General features: G+C 62.3%; 18 protein-coding genes. 9 read left to right on the top strand and 9 right to left on the bottom strand.

Translation table 11 applies throughout. The annotated features are described in order from the left end of the window. Positions 1-169: 169 nt before the first annotated feature. Positions 170-457, bottom strand: a complete 288-nt coding sequence (locus BUB39_RS20800; RefSeq protein WP_073057658.1) for a hypothetical protein — start codon at positions 455-457, stop codon at positions 170-172. Positions 458-654: 197 nt separating this feature from the next. Here BUB39_RS20800 and BUB39_RS20795 point away from each other — a divergent pair, with 197 nt between their 5' ends. The 6 genes from BUB39_RS20795 (at position 655) to BUB39_RS20770 (ending at position 8,734) form a co-directional block, all read left to right on the top strand. After that, a complete protein-coding gene (locus tag BUB39_RS20795; RefSeq protein ID WP_073057655.1) occupies positions 655-2,235 on the top strand; it encodes a putative bifunctional diguanylate cyclase/phosphodiesterase in 1,581 nt (526 codons plus the stop codon). Then, complete coding sequence (gene kaiC / locus BUB39_RS20790) at positions 2,228-3,946, top strand: circadian clock protein KaiC (protein WP_073057654.1); 1,719 nt, start codon at positions 2,228-2,230, stop codon at positions 3,944-3,946. Before BUB39_RS20795 ends, kaiC begins: the two co-directional genes overlap by 8 nt. Beyond that, positions 3,943-4,236: a circadian clock KaiB family protein gene (locus BUB39_RS20785; RefSeq protein ID WP_084527804.1), complete on the top strand. Its 294-nt coding sequence runs from the start codon at positions 3,943-3,945 to the stop codon at positions 4,234-4,236. The genes kaiC and BUB39_RS20785 overlap by 4 nt, the downstream gene beginning before the upstream one ends. A 74-nt stretch (positions 4,237-4,310) precedes the next feature. Further along, complete coding sequence (locus tag BUB39_RS20780) at positions 4,311-5,309, top strand: GGDEF domain-containing protein (RefSeq protein ID WP_073057653.1); 999 nt, start codon at positions 4,311-4,313, stop codon at positions 5,307-5,309. 1,108 nt (positions 5,310-6,417) lie between these two features. Then, positions 6,418-8,133 (top strand): arylsulfatase, encoded by a 1,716-nt coding sequence (locus tag BUB39_RS20775; RefSeq protein WP_084527802.1) that lies wholly within the window; start codon positions 6,418-6,420, stop codon positions 8,131-8,133. 202 nt (positions 8,134-8,335) lie between these two features. Continuing rightward, positions 8,336-8,734: a hypothetical protein gene (locus BUB39_RS20770; protein ID WP_073057649.1), complete on the top strand. Its 399-nt coding sequence runs from the start codon at positions 8,336-8,338 to the stop codon at positions 8,732-8,734. A 288-nt stretch (positions 8,735-9,022) separates the two neighbouring features. Here BUB39_RS20770 and BUB39_RS20765 read toward each other — a convergent pair whose 3' ends face one another. Further along, the gene (locus BUB39_RS20765; RefSeq protein WP_425292927.1) at positions 9,023-9,256 is read right to left on the bottom strand and encodes a hypothetical protein; all 234 of its coding nucleotides are present in this window, start codon (positions 9,254-9,256) and stop codon (positions 9,023-9,025) included. 545 nt (positions 9,257-9,801) lie between these two features. On the opposite strand from BUB39_RS20765, the gene BUB39_RS20760 reads away from it, so the two are divergent. Then, complete coding sequence (locus BUB39_RS20760; RefSeq protein ID WP_084527800.1) at positions 9,802-10,563, top strand: hypothetical protein; 762 nt, start codon at positions 9,802-9,804, stop codon at positions 10,561-10,563. A 504-nt stretch (positions 10,564-11,067) separates the two neighbouring features. Next, a complete protein-coding gene (locus BUB39_RS26020) occupies positions 11,068-11,148 on the top strand; it encodes an ATP-grasp domain-containing protein (RefSeq protein WP_280174678.1) in 81 nt (26 codons plus the stop codon). A 238-nt stretch (positions 11,149-11,386) separates the two neighbouring features. Here the strand turns inward: BUB39_RS26020 and mnhG are convergent, their stop codons facing one another. From mnhG to BUB39_RS20725, 6 genes are read right to left on the bottom strand one after another with little or no spacing between them, the layout of a single operon-like run. Next, on the bottom strand, positions 11,387-11,740 hold the full coding sequence (gene mnhG, locus BUB39_RS20750) for a monovalent cation/H(+) antiporter subunit G (protein WP_073057647.1): 354 nt from the start codon (positions 11,738-11,740) through the stop codon (positions 11,387-11,389). Beyond that, positions 11,737-12,018 (bottom strand): K+/H+ antiporter subunit F, encoded by a 282-nt coding sequence (locus tag BUB39_RS20745; protein ID WP_073057645.1) that lies wholly within the window; start codon positions 12,016-12,018, stop codon positions 11,737-11,739. The genes mnhG and BUB39_RS20745 overlap by 4 nt, the downstream gene beginning before the upstream one ends. After that, entirely contained in the window at positions 12,015-12,500 is a 486-nt protein-coding gene (locus tag BUB39_RS20740; RefSeq protein WP_073057643.1) for a Na+/H+ antiporter subunit E, read from the bottom strand. The genes BUB39_RS20745 and BUB39_RS20740 overlap by 4 nt, the downstream gene beginning before the upstream one ends. Continuing rightward, positions 12,497-14,104: a monovalent cation/H+ antiporter subunit D gene (locus BUB39_RS20735; RefSeq protein ID WP_073057642.1), complete on the bottom strand. Its 1,608-nt coding sequence runs from the start codon at positions 14,102-14,104 to the stop codon at positions 12,497-12,499. The genes BUB39_RS20740 and BUB39_RS20735 overlap by 4 nt, the downstream gene beginning before the upstream one ends. 2 nt (positions 14,105-14,106) lie before the next feature. Continuing rightward, positions 14,107-14,445 (bottom strand): Na+/H+ antiporter subunit C, encoded by a 339-nt coding sequence (locus BUB39_RS20730; protein WP_073057641.1) that lies wholly within the window; start codon positions 14,443-14,445, stop codon positions 14,107-14,109. Continuing rightward, positions 14,445-17,360: a monovalent cation/H+ antiporter subunit A gene (locus tag BUB39_RS20725; protein WP_073057918.1), complete on the bottom strand. Its 2,916-nt coding sequence runs from the start codon at positions 17,358-17,360 to the stop codon at positions 14,445-14,447. The genes BUB39_RS20730 and BUB39_RS20725 overlap by 1 nt, the downstream gene beginning before the upstream one ends. 94 nt (positions 17,361-17,454) lie before the next feature. Here BUB39_RS20725 and BUB39_RS20720 point away from each other — a divergent pair, with 94 nt between their 5' ends. Continuing rightward, positions 17,455-17,706 carry a helix-turn-helix transcriptional regulator gene (locus tag BUB39_RS20720; RefSeq protein ID WP_073057639.1) on the top strand — a complete coding sequence of 84 codons (252 nt, stop codon included), beginning with the start codon at positions 17,455-17,457 and terminating at the stop codon, positions 17,704-17,706. Between the two features lie 493 nt (positions 17,707-18,199). Here the strand turns inward: BUB39_RS20720 and BUB39_RS20715 are convergent, their stop codons facing one another. Beyond that, on the bottom strand, positions 18,200-20,557 hold the full coding sequence (locus tag BUB39_RS20715) for a hybrid sensor histidine kinase/response regulator (RefSeq protein WP_073057637.1): 2,358 nt from the start codon (positions 20,555-20,557) through the stop codon (positions 18,200-18,202). Between the last annotated feature and the right edge of the window lie 18 nt (positions 20,558-20,575).

The following is a 20,575-nucleotide window of genomic DNA, read 5'->3' as shown; positions in this document are numbered from 1 at the left end:
CCGTGACGACCGCGGCTGGCAAGGTCGGGTGCGGCAATCCGATTGGAGACCGCTATTCGGTCATTTGAAATCCGACATGGTTAGCGGAGATCGTTGCCGGGCTGACGAATCGGACCAAGAAGATCGAAGCATTGTACGGAAACGTTCGTTTTCGGGACGGTCCGCCGACCTAGGACTCCTCGCTCAGCAGTTGCTCGTATCTGGCCAGGTCGAGGTTCGGAGCCGCGCAAGCGTCATAGGTTTTTTGGACGAACGCGAAGATCAGTGCGCGAGGAGCGTCGCCGGTGACCTCCCTCAACGTTCGTTCCAACTGGACCTCGTTGGCCAGGGCGGGATATCCGCCGCGCGCATAGCGCCGTCCGGGCAGGACGCTGCCTTTAAGGCCGCGCGTCCCTACGATCACTCGCCACGCCTTGGGCGCACCGAACTGCGCGAGCGTCGCGAAGGTCGCCGCCACGTCGAAAGAAATAACTCCAAAGCTTGGTGGGTGGGTGATGTTGCAACAAGGAGCAGTGTAGGCTCGCATTGGAGCACACACCCTGACGGAGGGTATACAGCCTGATGCTAGCGCCACGCCGACGTGTCGAGCCTTTCATCCGCCTTGCGATGATGATGGCACCATTGGCCGCGCTAGGAGCAGTTTGTGTCGGGGTGATGGTGCTTGCCGGCTACGCGCTTGGCATTGAGCGGCTGTGGCGCCCAGTTCCCGCTGGCTCAGCGACACATCCGCTCACTGCCTGCGCAATCGCTTGTATTGGTCTCTCAGTATTGCTGGCGCGGCCGATGCGCCGCAGCAACGCTAGTGTCGCGTTCGCGATCTTGGGCGGCACTATCGCCTGGATCCGCTTGTTGACGATCCTCACTGGCCGCAATGATGCGTTTCAAGCTTGGTCGCCGTTCGGCGAAATCCTTAAGGAAGCGGCGGCTTCGGGTCTACCGATCTCGATGGGTCTACGTGCCTCTATCATGATCGGCCTCTTGGCTGCGGCTCTGATATGCATCAGAATAAATGCTCATTTCTCTGCGCAGATATTAACTGTTGTCGCAACGTATCCGCCTATATTCTCGGCGATAGTCTATATTTATGGTGTTAGTGATCTCGGCGGCGTCCTTTCACCGACCACCGTCATCGCCGGCTTGCTTTGCATCGTCGCAATATTGTGTCGGAGCGCCTACCGCGTTCCCTTGCGTAGCCTGCTCGCCCACGGATCCGCTGGACGCGTTTTCCGACATCAAGTTTCTATCACGGTCGGAGTTTGCGTTGTGCTTGGCTTGATCGCAGTGCGGTCAGGCTTCGATAACGACGGAAAGACCCTCGCCATCGAGGCCTCCACGCTAGTCGTTGCGCTTGTCCTGGTTCTGATGAATGCAGCGCATCGCTCAAGGGTGGGCGCTGCCGGTGAAAGACGTCGGCTGGAAAAGCCCTCCCTGTTGATTGATCTTGAGACAGCGCAGGAACGCGGGGAGCTTTTTCTCGTCTATCAGCCGCAGGTTGCTTTAGCGGATGAACGCATCGTGGGCGCCGAGGCCCTAATCCGGTGGTGCCACCCCGGCCGCGGGTTGGTCCCTCCGTCCGAGTTCATTCCCCTTGCCGAAGCGTCCGGGCTGATCGTTGGCCTCGGCGCTTGGATCCTGGAGGAGGCTTGTCGGCAGGTAACGCTATGGCAGGGCGGGCCTCTGGGTCACGTAACCGTCGCGGTCAATGTCTCGGCTTTGCAGCTAATGGATAAGACATTTGGAGAAAGAGTAGCGGCTACCGTCGCTAGCACCGGATTGCCGCCAGAGCGCCTCGTGCTCGAAATCACCGAAAGCGCCGCGATGGACACCAAGGACAAGAGCATGCGGCTTCTAGCCGGGTTGCGCGAAACGGGCGTCCGGATTGCCATCGATGATTTCGGTACTGGATATTCGTCCCTCGCTTATCTCCGCGATATCCCCTGTGATTACCTGAAAATTGATCAATCTTTCGTCCGAGACGTTTTCGTGGACTCCCGGGCTAGTGCCATTGTCCGTGCAATTGTCGCGGTGGGTCGCAGCCTCGATCTTGTCGTGATCGCAGAAGGCATCGAGACGAAAGAGCAGGCCGACTTTATGCAGAGTATTTGGTGCGACAAGGGTCAGGGCTACTTTTACGGGCGTCCTATGCCGGCCGAAGATCTGATGGTCTGGGCGAACAAGTATGGCCTGCGTGAACAATCAGCATCGGTCATGCAACCGGGAATCCTTTATGGGTAAGTTCGACAACGTGCAGGGGCAGATGACCCGAAAGGTTTCTACTGGCATCACGGGCTTCGACAGGATGTCTGGCGGTGGATTGCCGGCTGGGAGGGTCACCGCGGCGATCGGAGGGGCGGGTACGGGTAAAACAGTCTTCGCTTTGCAGACGCTCGTCCACCGAATCAACGAGAGTGGTCGGCCGGGCATCCTGGTCACCTTTGAGCAGTCCGCCGACGGAATAACGTCCGATATCAATTCGTTTGCATGGGAGGGTGGTCGCCTGCTGGAGAGCGGCAAGCTGATTGTGATCGACGGGCGACCGAAGCCCGAGACAGTTATGAGCGGATCCTTCGACATCGCCGGCCTGCTGGCGATGACAGAAGGTGCTGCGGCCCCCGACTGGCCGTCCTGCATTGTCTTCGACGGCATCGACACTCTTCTTGCCCTGCTAGGGACGGCAACAGCTCAACGGGCGGAACTGTTGCGATTGCAGGATTTCATCAATCGAATTGACTCGATGGTGATCCTGACGATCAAGGCGGGCAGCGACTCTACGACCGGTTTCGAAGAGATTGCTCTCTACATGGCAGACTGCGTCATTGAGCTTTCCCGCGAAACCGAGGATGGCGCTTCGCCTCGCGGCATTCGAATCCAAAAATATCGCAGTTCGGACCATATGCTGCGTCGTTTGCCATTCTTGATGACCGCGGGCGGCATCGAGGTGGAGGGCATCGAGGCGGAGCCGCGAATACTGCCGGTATCGAGCGAGCGGCTGTCTCTTGGCGTCCCGCATCTTGACGTCATGCTGGCTGGGGGGATTTTCCGAGGCAGCAGCACCTTGCTCTCCGGATCGCCCGGGACAGCGAAAACAACGCTTGGATGTCTCTTCGTCGACACGATGTGCAAGCGCGGAGAACGCGCCCTGAGCATTTGTTTTGACGAAGGTCCGATGGAGATCGTCCGCAACGTCGCGTCTGTCGGCATCGATCTCCAGCGGCACATCAATGCAGGTCTGCTCCGCATGCACAGCATTGCGGATCGTTCTGCAGGCCCGGATGAATTCGCTTTTGAAATCAGGACGGAAGTCGAACGACACCGGCCCAGTCACTTGGTGATCGATCCGATCTCCGTATTTACCGCAGATCCGATTTCACAGCGTGCTGTGCGACGCATCATTGAGCTTTGCAAAAGGGAAAACATCACAATTGTCCTGACAAGCCTGCTCGATCGCGCCGCCGGGGAGTCGGAATCGTCCCGATCCTACGTGTCGACCATTTGCGATACCTGGATCCACCTCAGCTATGTGCTCAGCAATGGGGAGCGCAACCGCGCGCTCACCATCGTCAAATCTCGCGGTACCGCCCACTCCAACCAGGTGGGAGAGCTTCTGCTCGCTGCCGGAGGCGTTTCGATAGCCGATGCTTATACAGAGGACGGCGAGGTGCTGATGGGTTCCCTGCGATGGCAGAAGGAGCGAAGCAATCAGCGCGCCATTCGGGAGGCCGAGGCCGAGGCCAAGCTTCGCTATCATGAGGCGAAGCGCGGCGTCGAGGAACTGGCGCAACGCATTGCTATGCTCACCGCGGAACTGGCAGAAAAAGAGGGCGATGTCCAAAGACTGGCCGATGAAGCGGCTGCCAGCATCCTGTTTGAGACCGAACGTCGGGGCGAGATGTCGCGCTTGCGGAGTGCAATGACCACCGCGGCCGGCGAGCGGATCGCAGAATGATGCGCGCGCCGGACCTTGCCAAAGTGCCAAGCGGTATTGCGCTGGAGCTCTATGTCGCTGGCGACAGCCTCAACTCAAGACGGGCGGCCACCAATCTTGCCGAGATTGTGCGGCGTCTGGACTCGCAGGCAACGGTGACAGTCGTCGACGTCCTGAAGGACAAAGGGGCTGCGTTCGCCCGCCGCATCTTTGTCACGCCGTCCCTGATCGCCAGCATCAAGGGTCGGGAGCATCTGATCATAGGAGATCTTTCCGATGTAGATGCCGTCGTTCAAAGTCTCAAGGACTGAGCTCGGCCGGTTCGAGCCGGTCACCAGGTCGTCCGCGCACGTTCGGATCCAAAATATTGAAAGGCCGACAGACAATGTGGATCCCTCCCGAGGCGCCCTCGAATGAGATCGAGCGGCTCGAAGCCCTGGCACAGTATGGAATACTGGACACTGCCCGTGACGAACGCTACGACCGGATAGCTCGCATTGCTGCGAAGGCTTATGCCGCCGACATCGCGTTTTTGAGTTTCGTCGACGCGCAGCAGCAGTGGATGAAGGCGAAGACATCGGATGTGCTGCATGATTTCGTGGCCCGGGATGCCAGCGTCTGCACCCTGGTGATTTCTTCGGGCGAATCGCTGGTCTTTGAGGACATGCGCACGGCGCCTGAGCTCGAGGGCCACCCACTGGCGAGAGATATGCCTTGGCGATTTTATGCGAGCGTGCCGATCCGCGGTGAAGGCTCGAACGTATTGGGCACGCTGTGCATCATGCGAACCGACCCAGGGACACCGGCAGACTTCGAGCTGGAAACGTTGCTCGATCTGGCGGCCATAACGAGTCACGAATTGTCTCTGACACTTCACAACACCCAGCTGCGCGAACAGAGCAACACGGATAGCCTGACCGGGATCCATAACAGGCGCAAACTCGACGAAGAAATGCCGAGGGCCATTCGGCGCTCTACCCGCACATCGACGCCCGCGACGTTGCTGTTGATTGATCTCGATCATTTTAAGGAGGTCAACGATCGTCTTGGTCATCAGGCCGGAGATGATTTACTGGCGCGTTTCGCGGCCTTCTTGCAGTCGTTTCCACGGCGACCCGACGACGTTCTCGCGCGATTTGGCGGCGAGGAGTTTGCGCTGATCCTGGCAGGTACTGACGAAGACGGCGGTGTTGCCGTTGCCACGCGGATCATCGCATCTCTTGCCAAAACTCAGATGCCCCATCCTGCCCGGGGGCAGCTGAGTGCCAGTATAGGCATAGCTGCGCTCGGGGCGGCCGACGACAAGAATTCCTGGCTGGCCCGTGCTGACCGGGCCCTCTACCTCGCCAAGGGGCTTGGCCGAGCGGCGCTTAGTGTTGCTTGACCCGAACTGACGGCAGTCAACTCGGGCAGGCCGGTGCCGATATGTTGCTTGATACCGGGGATCGGATTGGTCCAGGCTGCACTTAGGGCGAGAACAGCGGGGGCGTCGCGGAGCAAACCGAGGCAGATGCTTCACATTGTTTACATCCTTCCCATTGAGGGGCGAGTGGAACGGATCACGTCCGAGAGCTGCGGCCAGTCGATGGGGTAAAGCTCGCCTCATGAAATCTCTCGATTGATTACGAGCCAACATCGCAGCCATGATTACATGCCGGAGCACAGCGGTCCAAAGCAGGATGCCTGTCGCTACGCCGCAACGAAGGCGAGATAGGCTGTGAATCCTACGCTATAGATCAGCATCCCTCCGATCGATGGCCCCGACCAACAGGCGACGCCCAGGGCAGCCAAGGCAATACTGGCGACGCTCGTAACCTCAGCCGCGACGCCTCCAGCGGCAGGCCCAGCGGCAATTGCCCTTGCCAAGGGCGGAATGATGAAAAGTGCGAACCCTGCCGCAATGTCTGCAAAGACCACTAGAACCAGCACGGTCTTCGTGAACGCCTCTGATCGTCTTCGGCTCGACTAAGGCTTCGCCACCGCCCTCCCGGCCGCGCCTTAGCCCTGACAACCAACTGCCATATGCGTCGATCTTGCGATTGCCCGATTGTAATCTTTGGTGTCAGCGGGTTATTGGCGGCGTTTTGAGCATCTTGGGCAAAGGCGAGATTTGAAGCCAACACCGCCAAGGCAGAAGCCAAACAGATCGATCGCACTATTTTCAAATGCTGCGCCCTTGCTATCCGGCGCCGATGCTAGGGCAAAAAATGGATCCGTCCAACACCCGCTCATGCGTCGGCCCCTTTGCCTTGGTCTGGGGCGGCTGCGGCGCCTGCAGCGGCCGTTACCGGACGGGTCGCTCAAGATTGGGTCGCGCGGCGCGAAGCAGGACGGGTGACTGCTGGTGGCGGCATCTGCCGAGCGAATACGGTCTAGCCCACGCCTATCGAAGTATACTTTTCGGTGCGACAGCCGCATGGAGGCAATATAGGCTGGGGCATCGGGGAGGGTCGTCGACTACCTCATTGGGGTCGGCAATGGAGGGGGTTCAAATGCGAATCTATCCACTCTTGCTTGCGAGCGCCGCAGCCGCTTTGATTGGCTTCGCAGGGCTCGAGGCAAGCGATGCTCAAGAGGCCCAGCCAGCATCTTCGGGAACAGCCAAGCCGAATATCGTTGTCATCTTCGGTGACGATATCGGCATCGCCAATGTCAGCGCCTATAGCGACGGTCTGATGGGCTACACCACGCCCAATATCGACCGCATCGCAGAACAGGGTGCCCGGTTCCTGCAATACTATGGCGAACAGAGCTGCACGGCGGGTCGCGCGGCTTTCCTCACTGGCCAGCACGGCTTGCGCACCGGCCTCACTAAGGTCGGCTATCCCGGAGCGCCGATGGGTCTCAGCCAGCTTGATCCGACCATAGGCGTCGTTCTCAAGAATGCCGGCTACGCGACCGGCCAATTCGGGAAAAACCATGTCGGCGACCGGAACGATACGCTGCCGACGGTCAACGGCTTCGACGAGTTCTTCGGCAACCTCTACCACCTGAATGCCGAGGAGGAGCCGGAGCTGCCCGACTATCCCAAGGACCCTGCCTATCTGGCAAAGTTCGGGCCGAGGGGCGTCCTGAAGACAACGGCAACGGATGTCGATGACCCCACCGTCGACCCACGCTTTGGCAAGATCGGCAAGCAGACGATCGTCGATACCGGCCCGCTGACCAAAAAGCGGATGGAAACGATCGACGATGAGACCTCGGCGGCCGCCATCGACTTCATGAAGCGCCAGCACACCGCCGACAAGCCGTTCTTCGTCTGGTTCAATTCGACCCGCATGCATTTGCGAACGCATGTGCGCCCGGAGCATCGCGGCCGCTACACCCATGGCGACAGCGAATATATCGATGGCATGATCGAGCATGACGATACGATCGGGACGATCCTCAATGCCCTTGATGAGATGGGCATCGCCGACAACACGATCGTCGTCTACACCTCCGACAACGGCCCCCACATGAACACCTGGCCGGACGGAGCAATGACACCGTTCCGCTCAGAAAAGGACACCAACTGGGAAGGCGCATTCCGTGTGCCCATGATGGTCCGCTGGCCAGGCCATATCGCGGCGGGGACTGTCACGAACGAACTGATGAGTCACAATGACTGGATGCCGACGCTCGCCGATATCGCTGGCGATCCGAAGCTCGTGGACGAGCTGAAGGCGGGCACGACCTTGAACGGTAAAGCCTACAAGGTCCATCTCGATGGCTTCGATCAGGCCACATTCCTGGAGACGGTCACCGGGACGATCGGGAAGAACAACGGCGCAAAAAGCGCCCGCAATGAGTTCTTCTACGCCGATGACGACGGGCTCCTCGTCGGCATGCGACAGGGCGACTACAAATACGTCTTCTCCGAGCAGCGCAAGGAGGGAACGATGGGGCTCTGGGCCGAGCCCTTCACGACCCTGCGCCTACAGAAGATCTTCAATCTGATGCAGGACCCCTATGAGCGCGCCGACATCACATCCAATACCTACTGGGACTGGAACCTCAATCATGTCGGTTCTGCCTACGGGATGATGGATGACGTCTTCAAGTTCGTCGCGACCTTCGACGACTTCCCGCCGCGATCGTTCCCGCCCTCATTCAATCCGGCGAATGTGCTGGAGGACAAGATGAAGATCATCCGCGGCGAACGCGCGCTGCGGCAGGCGTTCCCGATGCTCCCTGACGCTGCCAAACCGACCGACGAGGCTAACTGAGCAGAAAGCGTCTCTCGACTATATAGCCCGACGCGTTCTCGTGGTGCATCGGGCGCATTTATGGCTGGCGAATTATCCGCCGAGCTGGCGAGCTGTTTAACCAGATTTGGCCGGCGACCGGAGCTCACCGCTCGTCATCTCATTCCCGTCTTCCGGCCCTCCCAATACCTATGGTCCGATCGATACTTGTTCCTATGCCGAGATGACCGCCAGCCGCGACAGCTTGCAGTTCAAGACCAATGCGGTTCCCGGCCAGAATGGGGCGACCTGGAGATGGACGCCGTCTGATGGCTTCATCAACAGCGACCCTGTTGTCTACAGGGTCGACAGTGACAAGGGCTGGAGCGACCTTCGATCGAGGACGATTGGGCACCCGAGCGAGCTGTTCTTTTACGGCGAGATTGCTCGCCAGCTCGTCGAGCTTCTAGGCGTCGACCGAATTGCGTTTCAAGCGATCCTCTCTGGCGTGGGGTCGGGGGAGTTTAAGGGTAACAACTACTTCGGCTCCGCCTGCACGCCCCATATGTGCGGCACAGAGGAGGGTATGGTCTTCCTCGATGCGCTTTCGAAGCGCGCCTACATCGCGTGGAAGCCCAACTAAAAGAAGATCGTTGTGCGCCCGCCGGTTGAGCAATGGCCTGTGCCCGCACGTACGCACTTGTAGAGCTGGGCGGCCGGATTCTAGCGGATCTGGTTCTATAGCTATTCGCTCTGATCTGTTGCCATAGGCGCTGCTTCGTTGGTCATACAGGACCGCTATTCGGTCAATTGGAAGCCGACGCCGGGATCCGGAAACCGCTCGTTTTCAGAACCGCTGGAGCTGGCTTCCAACCTGAGCCACCGCCGGGAGCGCGACGTAGCCTCCCGGCGGTGGCATTGATCTCCGCAGTTATTTTGCGCCGGCCGCAGCCTCGATGACCGCGGCGACCTCAGCGGCATGGGAGGCCAGCGAAGCGTGGCTGCCGTCGACCTTCGTCACCTTGGCCTTGATGAGCCCTGCAAAGAACTCCTGCGCATGGGGCTCGAGAACTAGGTCCTTCGTGCTGAGGACGTACCAGCTCGACTTGTCGTGCCACGCCGCGACGGTGGCCGGTGCATCGATGGCGGTGTGGTTGATCGGCATCTGGTGAGCCGCCAGTTGCTCGCCGACTGCCTTAGGAAGGTCGCTTGCGACGGCGCTCGGAACACGGCTGGGTCAATCGTCAGATAGCCCTTGCTGTCGTGACGGATCGTCTCGGCGCTGACCGCTCTTGGGGCAGAGAGACGAATCTTGCTCCCTACATGTGCTCCGAAAACGGTCGGGTTCCGACATCCGGTCTAGTTCGCTTGTGCTCGCAAGTAGTCGCAGGTTCGCTTTGGCTTTCGCACACCGGCCCTGCCGTGATCAGGAGGGGGGTTCCTCTGCGTTTTACCCTAATGGTCGGAAAGCGCAGCGTTCGTCTCAATCGTATTTGTGACTGCTGACGAGATATGATGGACGTTGGCCGCCTGGAGGGCATGATCGGCGGCAACTGGTCGCCTGCGCTCGCGGTTGAAGTGAAGTAGTCTATCTGAACGTCATCGGATGGGCCGCCGCCGTTTCGCTGCTGCCCATCCCTTCAGCTCACCGATCGCCCCGGCAAGGCGGATAAAGGCGGCTCTAAAATTATAGACAAAGGAAACGCAATCATGACGGCCCATCAAATGGCTAAAACGGCAATGCTGTTGGCGGCAATGGCCCTCTCGGCGGGTGCTGCCGAGGCGCAGCAAGCCGCCAAGTCGCCGCATGTCCCGCTGCAAAAGACGATCGGCCAGGTTACGCCGACCGGCCCGGAGCCTTCGCTGGCTGTGATCAATTCGGCTGGCGCGCGTCTCGAGGGCGACAAGCTCATCTTGACAGGCGTTTCGGCCAACTCGATCGTCTTCGCTGATCGGCCGGTTCGCGCCGCAGGCCACGTCACCACGGCTCAGTTCATCCAGCAGTGGGACGAGGGCAAGGACAGCTTTGCGAAAGACCCGCCGAATGCCACCATTTCGGTGCTGGGCGGCGATGGCTCGGATGTAAGCGACGCTGTAGTGACGCTGAAGTCAGCCAAGCTGGACGGTACCAACCTGACATTCGACGTCACAGTGCTCGAGGGTAACTTGACCGGCGCCAACGGCCCGGCTGCACTGTTCATTGACTTCTTCGCCGCGCATTACGGAGGCGGCTATGGTGGCTTCCATGGCGGCGTGGCGGTGGGGGGCTATCATGGTGGCGCCTACTGGCATGCACCGGTCTACCATGGCGCCTGGTACGGCGCCGGCGCAGGTGCAGCTGTCGCCGGAGCCGCTGTCGCAGGTGCCGCAATCGGCGCTGCTGCCGCTGCGCCCTATTACCGGCCCTATCCGGTCTATCCGCCATATCCGGCGCCGACTTGCGGCTACTATCCCTATCCGCCTTGCTACTGAGCCGCGGGTATATTGCGAGGGCCCGGGCAAAACTGCGATAGTTTGCCCGGGCGTGCACATATCATAGAAGTTCGAGCGCGAGCGCAGCCGCTGGCGCTCGAACAGCTCCGGATACGCGCCGTGCAGACATCCGGGCACCTCTGTGAGCGTGGTTTCGTCGAGCCCTTGTTCATCGGGTCGGGGTGGGTACTCTCGCGCTTTCGCACACCAGCGCAGGATAGTATCGAGCTCGACATCCGCTGGCTGAGCCACCGCCTCGGCCAGCGGCTGCACCGGCTTCTGCGTCGGAAGCAGGGTGTTGCCGGCATAGGTGAAGCGGCGGACATCGGCGATCGGTCAGTGGCCCAGAGGCGGGGCCCCCTTGGCCATGTAGGCCTGCTCGTTATCATGGCCGAGGAAGCGGCTCGCGGACGGGTCATCCTTGACGAGGTCAGGTGGCCAACCATTCGCAGGTCCGCCTCCCGCCAAACCTCAGCGAAGTGGTCGACGACATTTCAGCCATAGCTGACCCGGAGCGACCGCGAGATCTGCGAGGCGATCGGGCCCGAACTGAAGCGCCGCGGCTTCTTCTTCGTCGGAAGCTGACGCAGAGCCCGCCGGGCTTCAGCAGCCGCACCATATTCGCGAAGGCCGGCTTCCGTCAGACCGGATCGTTGTCGTCGGCGAGGGTGCGTCCGGCCCAGTCGATAGGCGACGAGATAGGGCGATCGGTGAGAATCATGTCGGCGCTCGCGGAGGGTACAGCGCTTGCTAATGCCCGAGACGCCCGACGAGCTGAAGCGTCGACGTGATTGGCCTTGCGACGTGGTAGTGCTGACGTCGCTCAGCGCTCGCTCTCGAACGGCGGTATCCCCGGCTTCTTCTCGATGCGGTCCCGATAGAGCGCGGCGCGGCCCAGGAGCATCAGTGTGACCGGCGTCGTCACGGTCACGAAGACCGCGATCGCGATCTCGTGCAGCACCAGCCGCGACTGAAGGGCCGAGGACAGGATCATAGAGGCGACGAGCACGCCGCCGGTACCGAGTGTCGTTCCGAGCGTCGGGGCGTGGAGGCGGGCGTAGAAGGTGCGCATACGCACGAGCCCGATGGCGCCGAGCAGCGTCACCGCGGCGCCGAAGATGATGAAGATCGCGACGAGAACCGCCACCCAGAGTGGCAGGTCGGCGGTGGCGTTCATTCGATGACCTCCCCGCGCATCAGGAACTTCGCCAGCGCCGCGGTCGACACGAAGCCGAGAAGCGCGATGACCAGCGCAGCCTCGAAATACAGCGTCCCGCCGCTCAGCATGCCGATTGTCAGCAGCAGCAGCATCGCGCAGACATAGAGCGCGTCGAGGGCGAGCACGCGATCCTGCGCCCGAGGCCCGACGACGAGCCGGTAGAGGCAGCATGCCATCGCCGCAACGAGGAGCAGCTGCGCGAGAGAAATGGACCAGGAGAGGATCGCGGTGCTCATTCGAATATCTCCAGCAGGAGCGGCTCATAGCGCTTCTTGATCAGGTCGATCCAGTCCTGCTCCTCGCCGAGATCGAGCACATGCAGCAGGAGGGTGTCGCGGCGCGAGCGGTATTCGAGCCAGGCCGTGCCGGGGGTCGCGGTCAGGATGCAAGCGAGGACGGCGAGGGCGGTCCGGTCGTTGAGCGCCAGCGGCACGACCAGGAATCCCGGCTGGCCCGGCCGGTCGGGCCCCTCGATGATGATGCGACCCACGGCGATGTTGGAGCGGACAAGGTCGACGAAGACGATCGCGACCAGCCTGACGACGCTGTCCCAACGCCGTACGCGCGGCTTGGAGGGCTGCAGCGCCGCCATGGTCCGCGCGGCGCCGATCGCGAGAACGGTGCCTAGCAGGAGATGGCCGGCGGAGACACCGTTGAGGAGCAGCCACATCACCAGCAGCGAGGCGGTCAGCACCGGATAGGGCAGCCAGCGTGTCATCGGTCGTCTCCCGCCGTGACCCGAGCCGTGGCGCGAACGCTGTCGATATAGGCCGCCGGAGCATGCAGCGCCTCGGCCGTCGCGGTGGCGTAGCGCATCAGCGGCCCGCCGCCGACGGTCATCGCCACGCAGAGCCCGAGCAGGATCGCGACAGGCGCGAACTCAATCACGCGCACCCGCGGCACGATCGGCTCCATCGGCGCCCAGAAGATGCGGATGCCGGCGCGGACCATGGCGACCATCGCGAACAGGCCGGAAAGGATGACGAGCGCTAGGAAGGACCAGGCCGCCGGCCGGATCGCGCCTTCGCCGCCGGCCCCGAGCGCGGCCGAGAGCAGCGCGAACTTGCCGAGGAAGCCGGAGAAGGGTGGTAGGCCCGCGACGAGGATGCCACAAAGCGCGAAGCAGGTGCCGAGGATGGCGAGCGTGGCCGGAATGGCAATGCCGACCTCCGCGACGTCCTCGCCTTCGTCATCGCCATAGAGCTCCGACGTGACCGCGAGGACGTTCGCGGCCGGGTCTTGGGCGCGCTCGACGAGCTCGATGAGAAGGAAGAGGGCGCCGATCGTGAAGGTCGAGCTGACCATGTAGAAGAGGGCACCGGCCGTGGTCGCGACATCGGCCATTCCGGCCGCGGCGAGCAGGGTTCCGCTCGAGACGATGATGCTGAAGGCGGCGAGCCGCGCCAGCGCTTGTGAGGCCAGCACGCCGATCATGCCGAACGCAACCGTAGCGAGGCCGCCTACGAGGAGCATGAGGTCCGGCAGGCCAGCCGACGATCCGGCGTCGACGCCGAGCAGGAGTGGCGAAAGGCGGAAGACGGCATAGACGCCGACCTTGCTCAGCACCGCGAAGACCGCGGCGACTGGTGCGGCCGCCGCCGCATAGGCGCCCGGCATCCAGAAGCACAGCGGCCACATGCCGGCCTTTACCAGGAAGGCGATGCCGAGGATCGCCGTGCCGGCCTCGAGCAGGCTGCGATGATCCGGCGACAGGCCGGCGACGCGGCCTGCCAGGTCGGCCATGTTGAGCGTGCCGGTGACGCTGTAGATCAGGCTGACGCCGATCAGGAAGAGAAACGAGGCGACGAGGTTGATGGCGATGTAGTGAAGCCCGGCGCGGACACGCACGGCGCCGGAGCCGTGCAGCAGCAGCGCATAGGAGGCGGCGAGCATCACCTCGAAGAAGACGAACAGGTTGAACAGGTCGCCGGTCAGGAAGGCGCCGCTGAGGCCCATCAGCAGGAACTGGAATAGGCTGTGGAAATGCGGTCCGCTGTTGCGCCAGCGCGCCAGCGCGAAGAGCTGCGCCGCGACGGCGAGCAGGCTGGCAGTCACCAGCATCATGGCCGACAACCGGTCGAGCACCAGCACGATGCCGAAGGGCGCCGGCCAGTCGCCAAGCAGATAGGCCACAGATTCCGGGCCGGTGCCGGAACTCATCATCGCGAGAAGTGCGATCGAGACCCCGGCCAGCGCCAGCGTCGACAGCGTGCCGATCGTTGCCTTCAGGATGTGGCGGCGCTCGTCGAAGAGCAGCAGCAGCGCTGCGGTGACCAGCGGCAGCACGATCGGCACAATCAGGAGGTGGTCGCCGAGCTCCATCGTCACGGCTCCCTGCCATCGACGTGATCGCTTCCCGTCAGCCCACGGGAGACGAGCAGGACGACGAGGAAGAGCGCCGTCGTCGCGAAGCCGATCACGATTGCGGTCAGCACCAGCGCCTGCGGCAGCGGGTCAGTATAGAGCGTTGGGTCGATGGGGCCGCCGGCTGCCAGGACCGGCGGGGCGTTCACACGCAGCCGACCCATCGAAAAGATGAACAGGTTCACACCATAGCCTGCGAGCGACAGTCCGATGATCACCTGATAGCTACGCGGGCGCAGCACCAGCCAGACCCCCGAGCCGGTGAGCACGCCGATCCCGATCGCAAGCGTGAGTTCCATCACGGCGCCTCCGCGTTTTGGGAAAGCGGGATCCCCGAGGCGCGCAGCCTGCGGATCGACTGGTGCGCGAGCGCAATGAGCATCAGCACCGTGGCACCGACAACGAGCGAGAAGACGCCGAGGTCGAAGAGGAGCGCGGTCGCGGCGGGAATCTTGCCGATGACGGGCAGGTCCACATAGCGCGCATGCGAGGTCAGGAACGGATAGCCGAATACCCAGGAGCCCATGCCCGTCGCGGCAGCGATGAGGAGGCCCATGCCGATCCAGCGCACCGGAAGGACGCGCAGCTGCTCCTCCACGACGCGCACGCCGGACGCCATGTATTGCAGGATGAAGGCGGCGGCCATCGCGATGCCGGCCGCGAAGCCGCCGCCCGGCAGGTCGTGTCCGCGCATGAACAGATAGGCCGCGAACATGATGATTACCGGGAACAGCCAGCGCATGGTGACGGAGGGGACGAGCAGGTAGTCACTGGCGATGCTGCCGTCGCCGCCCGAGGTCGCCTCGTCCTCGGGGCCGGTCTGCTGCTGCTGCTGAAACGGGGATTCGACGCTGTCGGGCGCCGGGCGGAACCGGCGGAGTAGGGCGAAGACGGTGAGCGCCACGATGCCGAGCACGGCGATCTCGCCGAAGGTATCGAAGCCGCGGAAATCGACCAGGATGACGTTGACGACGTTGCGCCCCCCGCCTTCGGAATAGGCTCGCTCGACGAAATAGTCGGCGATCGTCTGCGGCGGCTGGCGGGTCATGACCGCATAGGCGACGAGCGTCATGCCGGCACCGCTCACGACGGCGATGCCGAGGTCGCGATATCGGCGCAGGGTGGCCCGGATGGACGAGGGCTGCCGGACCTCCTCGCTGCGCTTCGGCAGCCAGCGCAGCCCGAGCAGGATCAGCACCGTCGTCACCACCTCGACGAGGAGCTGGGTCAGCGCGAGGTCGGGCGCCGACAGCCAGACGAAGGTGACGCAGGTGACGAGGCCGGCGCCGCTCATCAGCACCAGCGCAACGAGGCGGTGGTACTTGGCCTGGTAGGCGGCGCCGATGGCGCAGACAATACCGATCGCCCAAAGCACCGGGAAGAGAAGGTCGACGCCGCGGCTCCAGGGCGAGGGCAACCCGAGCCCGCCCCGCAGCAGCACGACGAGCGCCGCCGCAACGGCGACCGAGATCACGAGCAGGAGCTGCGGCTGCAGCCGCCGCGTGCCGAACCGGATCTCAAGCAGCCGCGCCCAGCGCCAGGCGACCGAGACCATCACGCGCTCGAAGATGCGCTCGCCGCGCAGGCGGCGGATGAGGGGCGGACCTTCCTCGCTGGTCGCCAGATAAATCTTGAGCGTGAAGTAGAAGAGGCTGCCGGCAACCAGCGCGATCGTGCTCATCAGCAGCGGCAAATTGACGCCGTGCCAGACCGAGAGGCTGTAATACGGCGTCTCGTCGCCGAGCACGGAGAGCACGGCGCTGTGCAGGAACGGCCCGATCGTGTGGCCGGGCGCGATCCCGACGATCAGGCAGATCAGGACGAGAAGCAGCACCGGCAGCCGCATGACGAAGGGCGGCTCATGCGCCGTGCGCGGCATATCGGCCGGGATCGGGCCTAAGAAGACGCTGTGGATGAAGCGGATCGAATAGGTGACGGCGAAGGTGCCTGCGAGCACCGCGACATAGGGCGTAACCGTGTCAAGGATCGATGGCGTATGCGTTTCCACGGTCTCGGCGAAGAACATCTCCTTCGACAGGAAGCCGTTCAGCAGCGGCACGCCGGCCATGGCGGCGCTCGCGACCATGGCGAGTGTCGCCGTGATCGGCATGAAGGTGAACAGCCCGCCGAGCTTGCGCATGTCGCGGGTGCCGACCTCGTGGTCGATGATGCCGGCGGCCATGAAGAGCGACGCCTTGAACGTCGCGTGGTTCATCATGTGGAAGATGGCCGCGACCAGCCCGAGCGGGCTGCCGAGGCTGAGCAGCAGTGTGATCAGGCCGAGATGGCTGATCGTCGAATAGGCGAGCAGGCCCTTGATGTCCTGCTCGAAGATGGCGAAGAACGCGCCGAGCAGAAGCGTCGCAAGGCCGGCAAGGCCAACGAGCCAGAACCATTCGGGCGTGCCTGCCAGGACCGGCCAGAAGCGGGCGAGCAGAAACACGCCGGCCTTCACCATGGTCGCCGAATGCAGATAGGCCGAGACCGGCGTCGGGGCCGCCATGGCATTCGGCAGCCAGAACTGGAACGGGAACTGCGCGCTCTTGGTGAAGGCCGCGAGCAGAACGAGGATCAAGATCGGGAGGTAGAGGTTGCTTGCGCGGATCGCGTCGCCCGATGCGAGGACGGCGTCGAGGTCGTAGCTGCCGACAACATGGCCGATGAGCAGCCCGCCGGCGAGGAGCGCAAGCCCGCCGACCCCGGTTACGGTCAGCGCCATGCGCGCGCCGTCGCGGGCCGGGGCATTGTGGTACCAATAACCGATCAAGAGGAAGGAGAAAACACTCGTCATCTCCCAGAAGACAACGAGCTGGATGATGTTGCCCGACGTCACCACGCCAAGCATCGATCCGGCGAAGGCAAGGAAGAAGGCGTAGAAACGCGCCACCGGATCTTCCGGTGACATGTAGTAGCGGGTGTAGAGTACCACGAGCAGCCCGATCCCGGTGATGAGCACCGAGAACACCCACGCGAATCCGTCCATCCGCAGCACGAGACTGAGGCTCAGTTCGGGGATCCAGCCGATGTCGCGCCGGAGCGCGGCGCCGTGCGCGACGCCGGGATAGGCGAAAGCGACAAGGACCAGCAGGATCAGCATCGTTACGCCGACGAGCCACGCCTCGGCGTTCCGCGACCTGGCCGGCAGGCACAAGGACGCGAGCGCCGCGAGGAAGGGCAGGCTGATTAGCGAGACGAGGAAGGCACTACCTTGCACCGGCGGCACGACTCCATGGAGCAGGGGATGGACGACATTGCGCAATGTCGCCCAGTATGGTTGACTTCGCAAACCGAAATCGAGAGCCCGACCGATGCTTCTTCATCCAGCGCAATGCCGTGCGGCCCGTGGCCTCCTCTGCTGGACCCAGGATAAGCTCGCCTCGGCCTCCGGCGTGTCCCGTAGCACCATCAAGGATTTCGAACGTCACCGACACGAGTTGCATCGCAGTTCCGAGGCGCTGCTGATCGCCGCATTCGCGCAGAGCGGCGTCGAGCTTCTGTTCGACGACAAGCTGACACGTGGAATGGGTGTCTGCATGAGAACATGCAGCCTCGGCGGCTAAACGAGGACGTCTGACAAGAGTCCTGCTGAAGAGCCGCCGTGTCATAATTGCAGCAAGAATGTGTCGAGCGGTCCAGCAAGGTCGAGGCACTGGCTTCCTCCGCCAGCAGGCGAACTACGACGAACTGAGTTCGAGCGTCGGGTCCGGAGCGCCAAGCCTCCTACGGTCACGGCGTTGGCGCTAGCTTCACTGCAAGTCTTCACCTTTAGCTGCGTGTAGATCATATTGCCGCGCTCATCGATTGCATACGTGACAGATCGCTGCGGACCTGCAGAGGTGACGATATCGTCGGCACACGATCTTGATCCGCTAGAGGCTCTAAATTTGCTGCCGTGGGTGTGGTTTCGTCATGTGCTCGCCAGCTGCCAGTGTGGCACACTGTGTTTCCGCCGGATGCCGAGGCGCTTCGGCGAGTCACCGAATGGCTGGGCTGCCGAAGCGCGCTGATCACGCGTGCGACGCAGCGGGTCCCACTACAAAGCAGTGTCGAACCTCAGCCCGAAGCCACCATGTTGCGGATCTTGGTGGCCAGATCATCCAATGCAAAGGGTTTGGTGATCATATCCATGCCTGGCTCGAGGAATTCAGACCGCGAAGCAGCCATCGCGGCATAGCCAGTGATGAACAAGACCCGTAGGTCCGGGCGCGTTTGACGGGCAATTTCGGCCAGTTGGCGGCCGTTGAGACCAGGCAGCCCTACATCGGAGATTAAGAGGTCAATTCGGGCTCCCGATTGCAGGATGGGCACCGCATGATCCCCATCGCCGGCCTCGATAGCGCTGTAACCCAGCTCCTCCAGGACGTCGACGACGAGCAGGCGGACCGAAGCATCGTCTTCGACGATGAGCACAGTCTCACCGCTGCCCATAGGTGTCGTGACCACCCCGATATCTGTTGCTGATGGCGCCCAAGTCTTGGCGTTACGGGGCAGATAAAGCGACACTGTCGTGCCGTTGCCCAGCGCACTTTCTATTTCGACATGCCCGCCCGACTGCCGGACAAAACCATAGATCATCGACAGTCCCAGCCCGGTTCCCTGGCCGATCGGCTTGGTGGTGAAGAACGGGTCAAAAGCCTTGTCGATGACTTCAGGCGCCATGCCCTCGCCCGTGTCGATCACTGAGACCCGAAGATAGTCGCCGACGACTGCCCCATCGATGCCGCGAATGTCCCGCCCGCTCAGGGTCTTGTTCGCCACCTGAATGATCAATTGGCCGCCTTCGGGCATTGCATCGCGGGCATTGATCGCGAGGTTCAGGATCGCGTTTTCCAGCTGATTGGCATCAGTGATCGCCTGCCAGCTATCAGCCGGCAGAACGGTCTCCAGCGAAATCTGCTCCCCTAGGGTGCGGCTCAGCAGGTCGCGCATGGATTCGATCAGCGGCACAACGTCGGTAGGCTTGCGATCAAGCGATTGCCGCCGCGAAAAGGCCAGCAGGCGATGGGTCAGCGCGGCCGCGCGCTGCGCTGAGGTGATGGCGGCATTCATAAAGCGGTCTAGATCGTCATAGCGCTGGTTAGCAATGCGGCGCTTCATCACTTCCAGTGAGCCGATGACGCCAGTCAGCATATTGTTGAAATCATGTGCGATGCCGCCGGTCAGCTGGCCAACGGCTTCCATTTTCTGAGACTGGCGCAGCAACGCTTCCGTCTCGCGCAGGATTTCCGCCTGCTTGCGTTCGGGAGTGATGTTATGGCCATAAAGATAGATCAGTTCGCCTTCGGCCACCGCATCCCATGAAAACCAATGGAGAGACTCGTCGGCAGCGGTCAGGCTCAGATCAGTCGATGTCAGCAACCGCTGTGGATCGAATTCGATCAGGCGGCTGGCGGCGTCCAATTCCTCCTGCGTAATTAGCTCCAGGAAGGACCGGCCGATGATCTTGGCAAGCTCGTATCCAAGAATGGCACGCCAGGCGGGATTGGCGTCGCGGATGATTCCGTCAACGCCGACCACAGCCAGCAGATCGCGCGAATTCTGCCAGACCTGATTGCGCTCGCGAGTGCGCTCGCGCACGCTTTCCGATAGGGTCTCATTGGCCAGCCGGAGCTGCTCTTCGACGCGCTTGGATTGGGTAATGTCGTAGATGACGCCGATGTAGCGCAGGCCGTTGGCATCCAGATCCTGCAGATATTCACCCCTGCGCGCTAGCCAGCGAGTTTCCCCGCTATCTGCACGGGTTATGCGAAATTCGATATTCCGCTCCGGCTGCGGCGTGCTGGGCAATTTGGGATCGATGATGGGGCGATCATCGGGATGCACCAGCAGGTTGATGGTCCGGACCGGCAGCACATCGGTCGGATGCAGGCCAAGCAGCCGGCAGAACTGGCGCGACACGGCAACTGTGCCGTAGCCATCGGTATGCTCGAACGTACCTACGCGACCGGCAGTCTGGGCGACACGCAATTGTTCTTCGGCTCGCTTGCGATCGGTGACGTCGACCAGCGTGCCATGGAAACGCAGAGGCCGGTCGAGCTCGTCGAGGACCGTTCGGCCTTCAGCATGGATCCAGCGGATGACACCATCGTCCTTGAGCAGACGGTAGTCCTTAGAAAACACTTCCGCACCGGCCAGGATACCTGCCACCGCGATGCGGATGCGGCGGACGTCTTCGGGATGAATGCCGGTGAAAAACTGTGTCGTTGGCACGCCATTGGCGAAAGCGAGCGGGTCCTGTCCGGTTAGGCCGGCAAAGTGTGCATCGGCAGTGAGGCGCTGGTTGGCGATGTCCCATTCCCAGCTACCCACAGCGCCTGCCGCTTCCAGCGTGAGGTCAAGCCGCTGCCTTGCCTCGGCGATCTGGTGCTGCAGGTCGGAAAGCTCGGCGCGGGCGGAGCCGGTATCGTCCATGTGTTGGTCATTGCGCAC

Source organism: Kaistia soli DSM 19436 (genome assembly GCF_900129325.1).
Lineage (GTDB): Bacteria > Pseudomonadota > Alphaproteobacteria > Rhizobiales > Kaistiaceae > Kaistia > Kaistia soli.
This window is presented reverse-complemented; position numbering and strand designations above follow the sequence as displayed.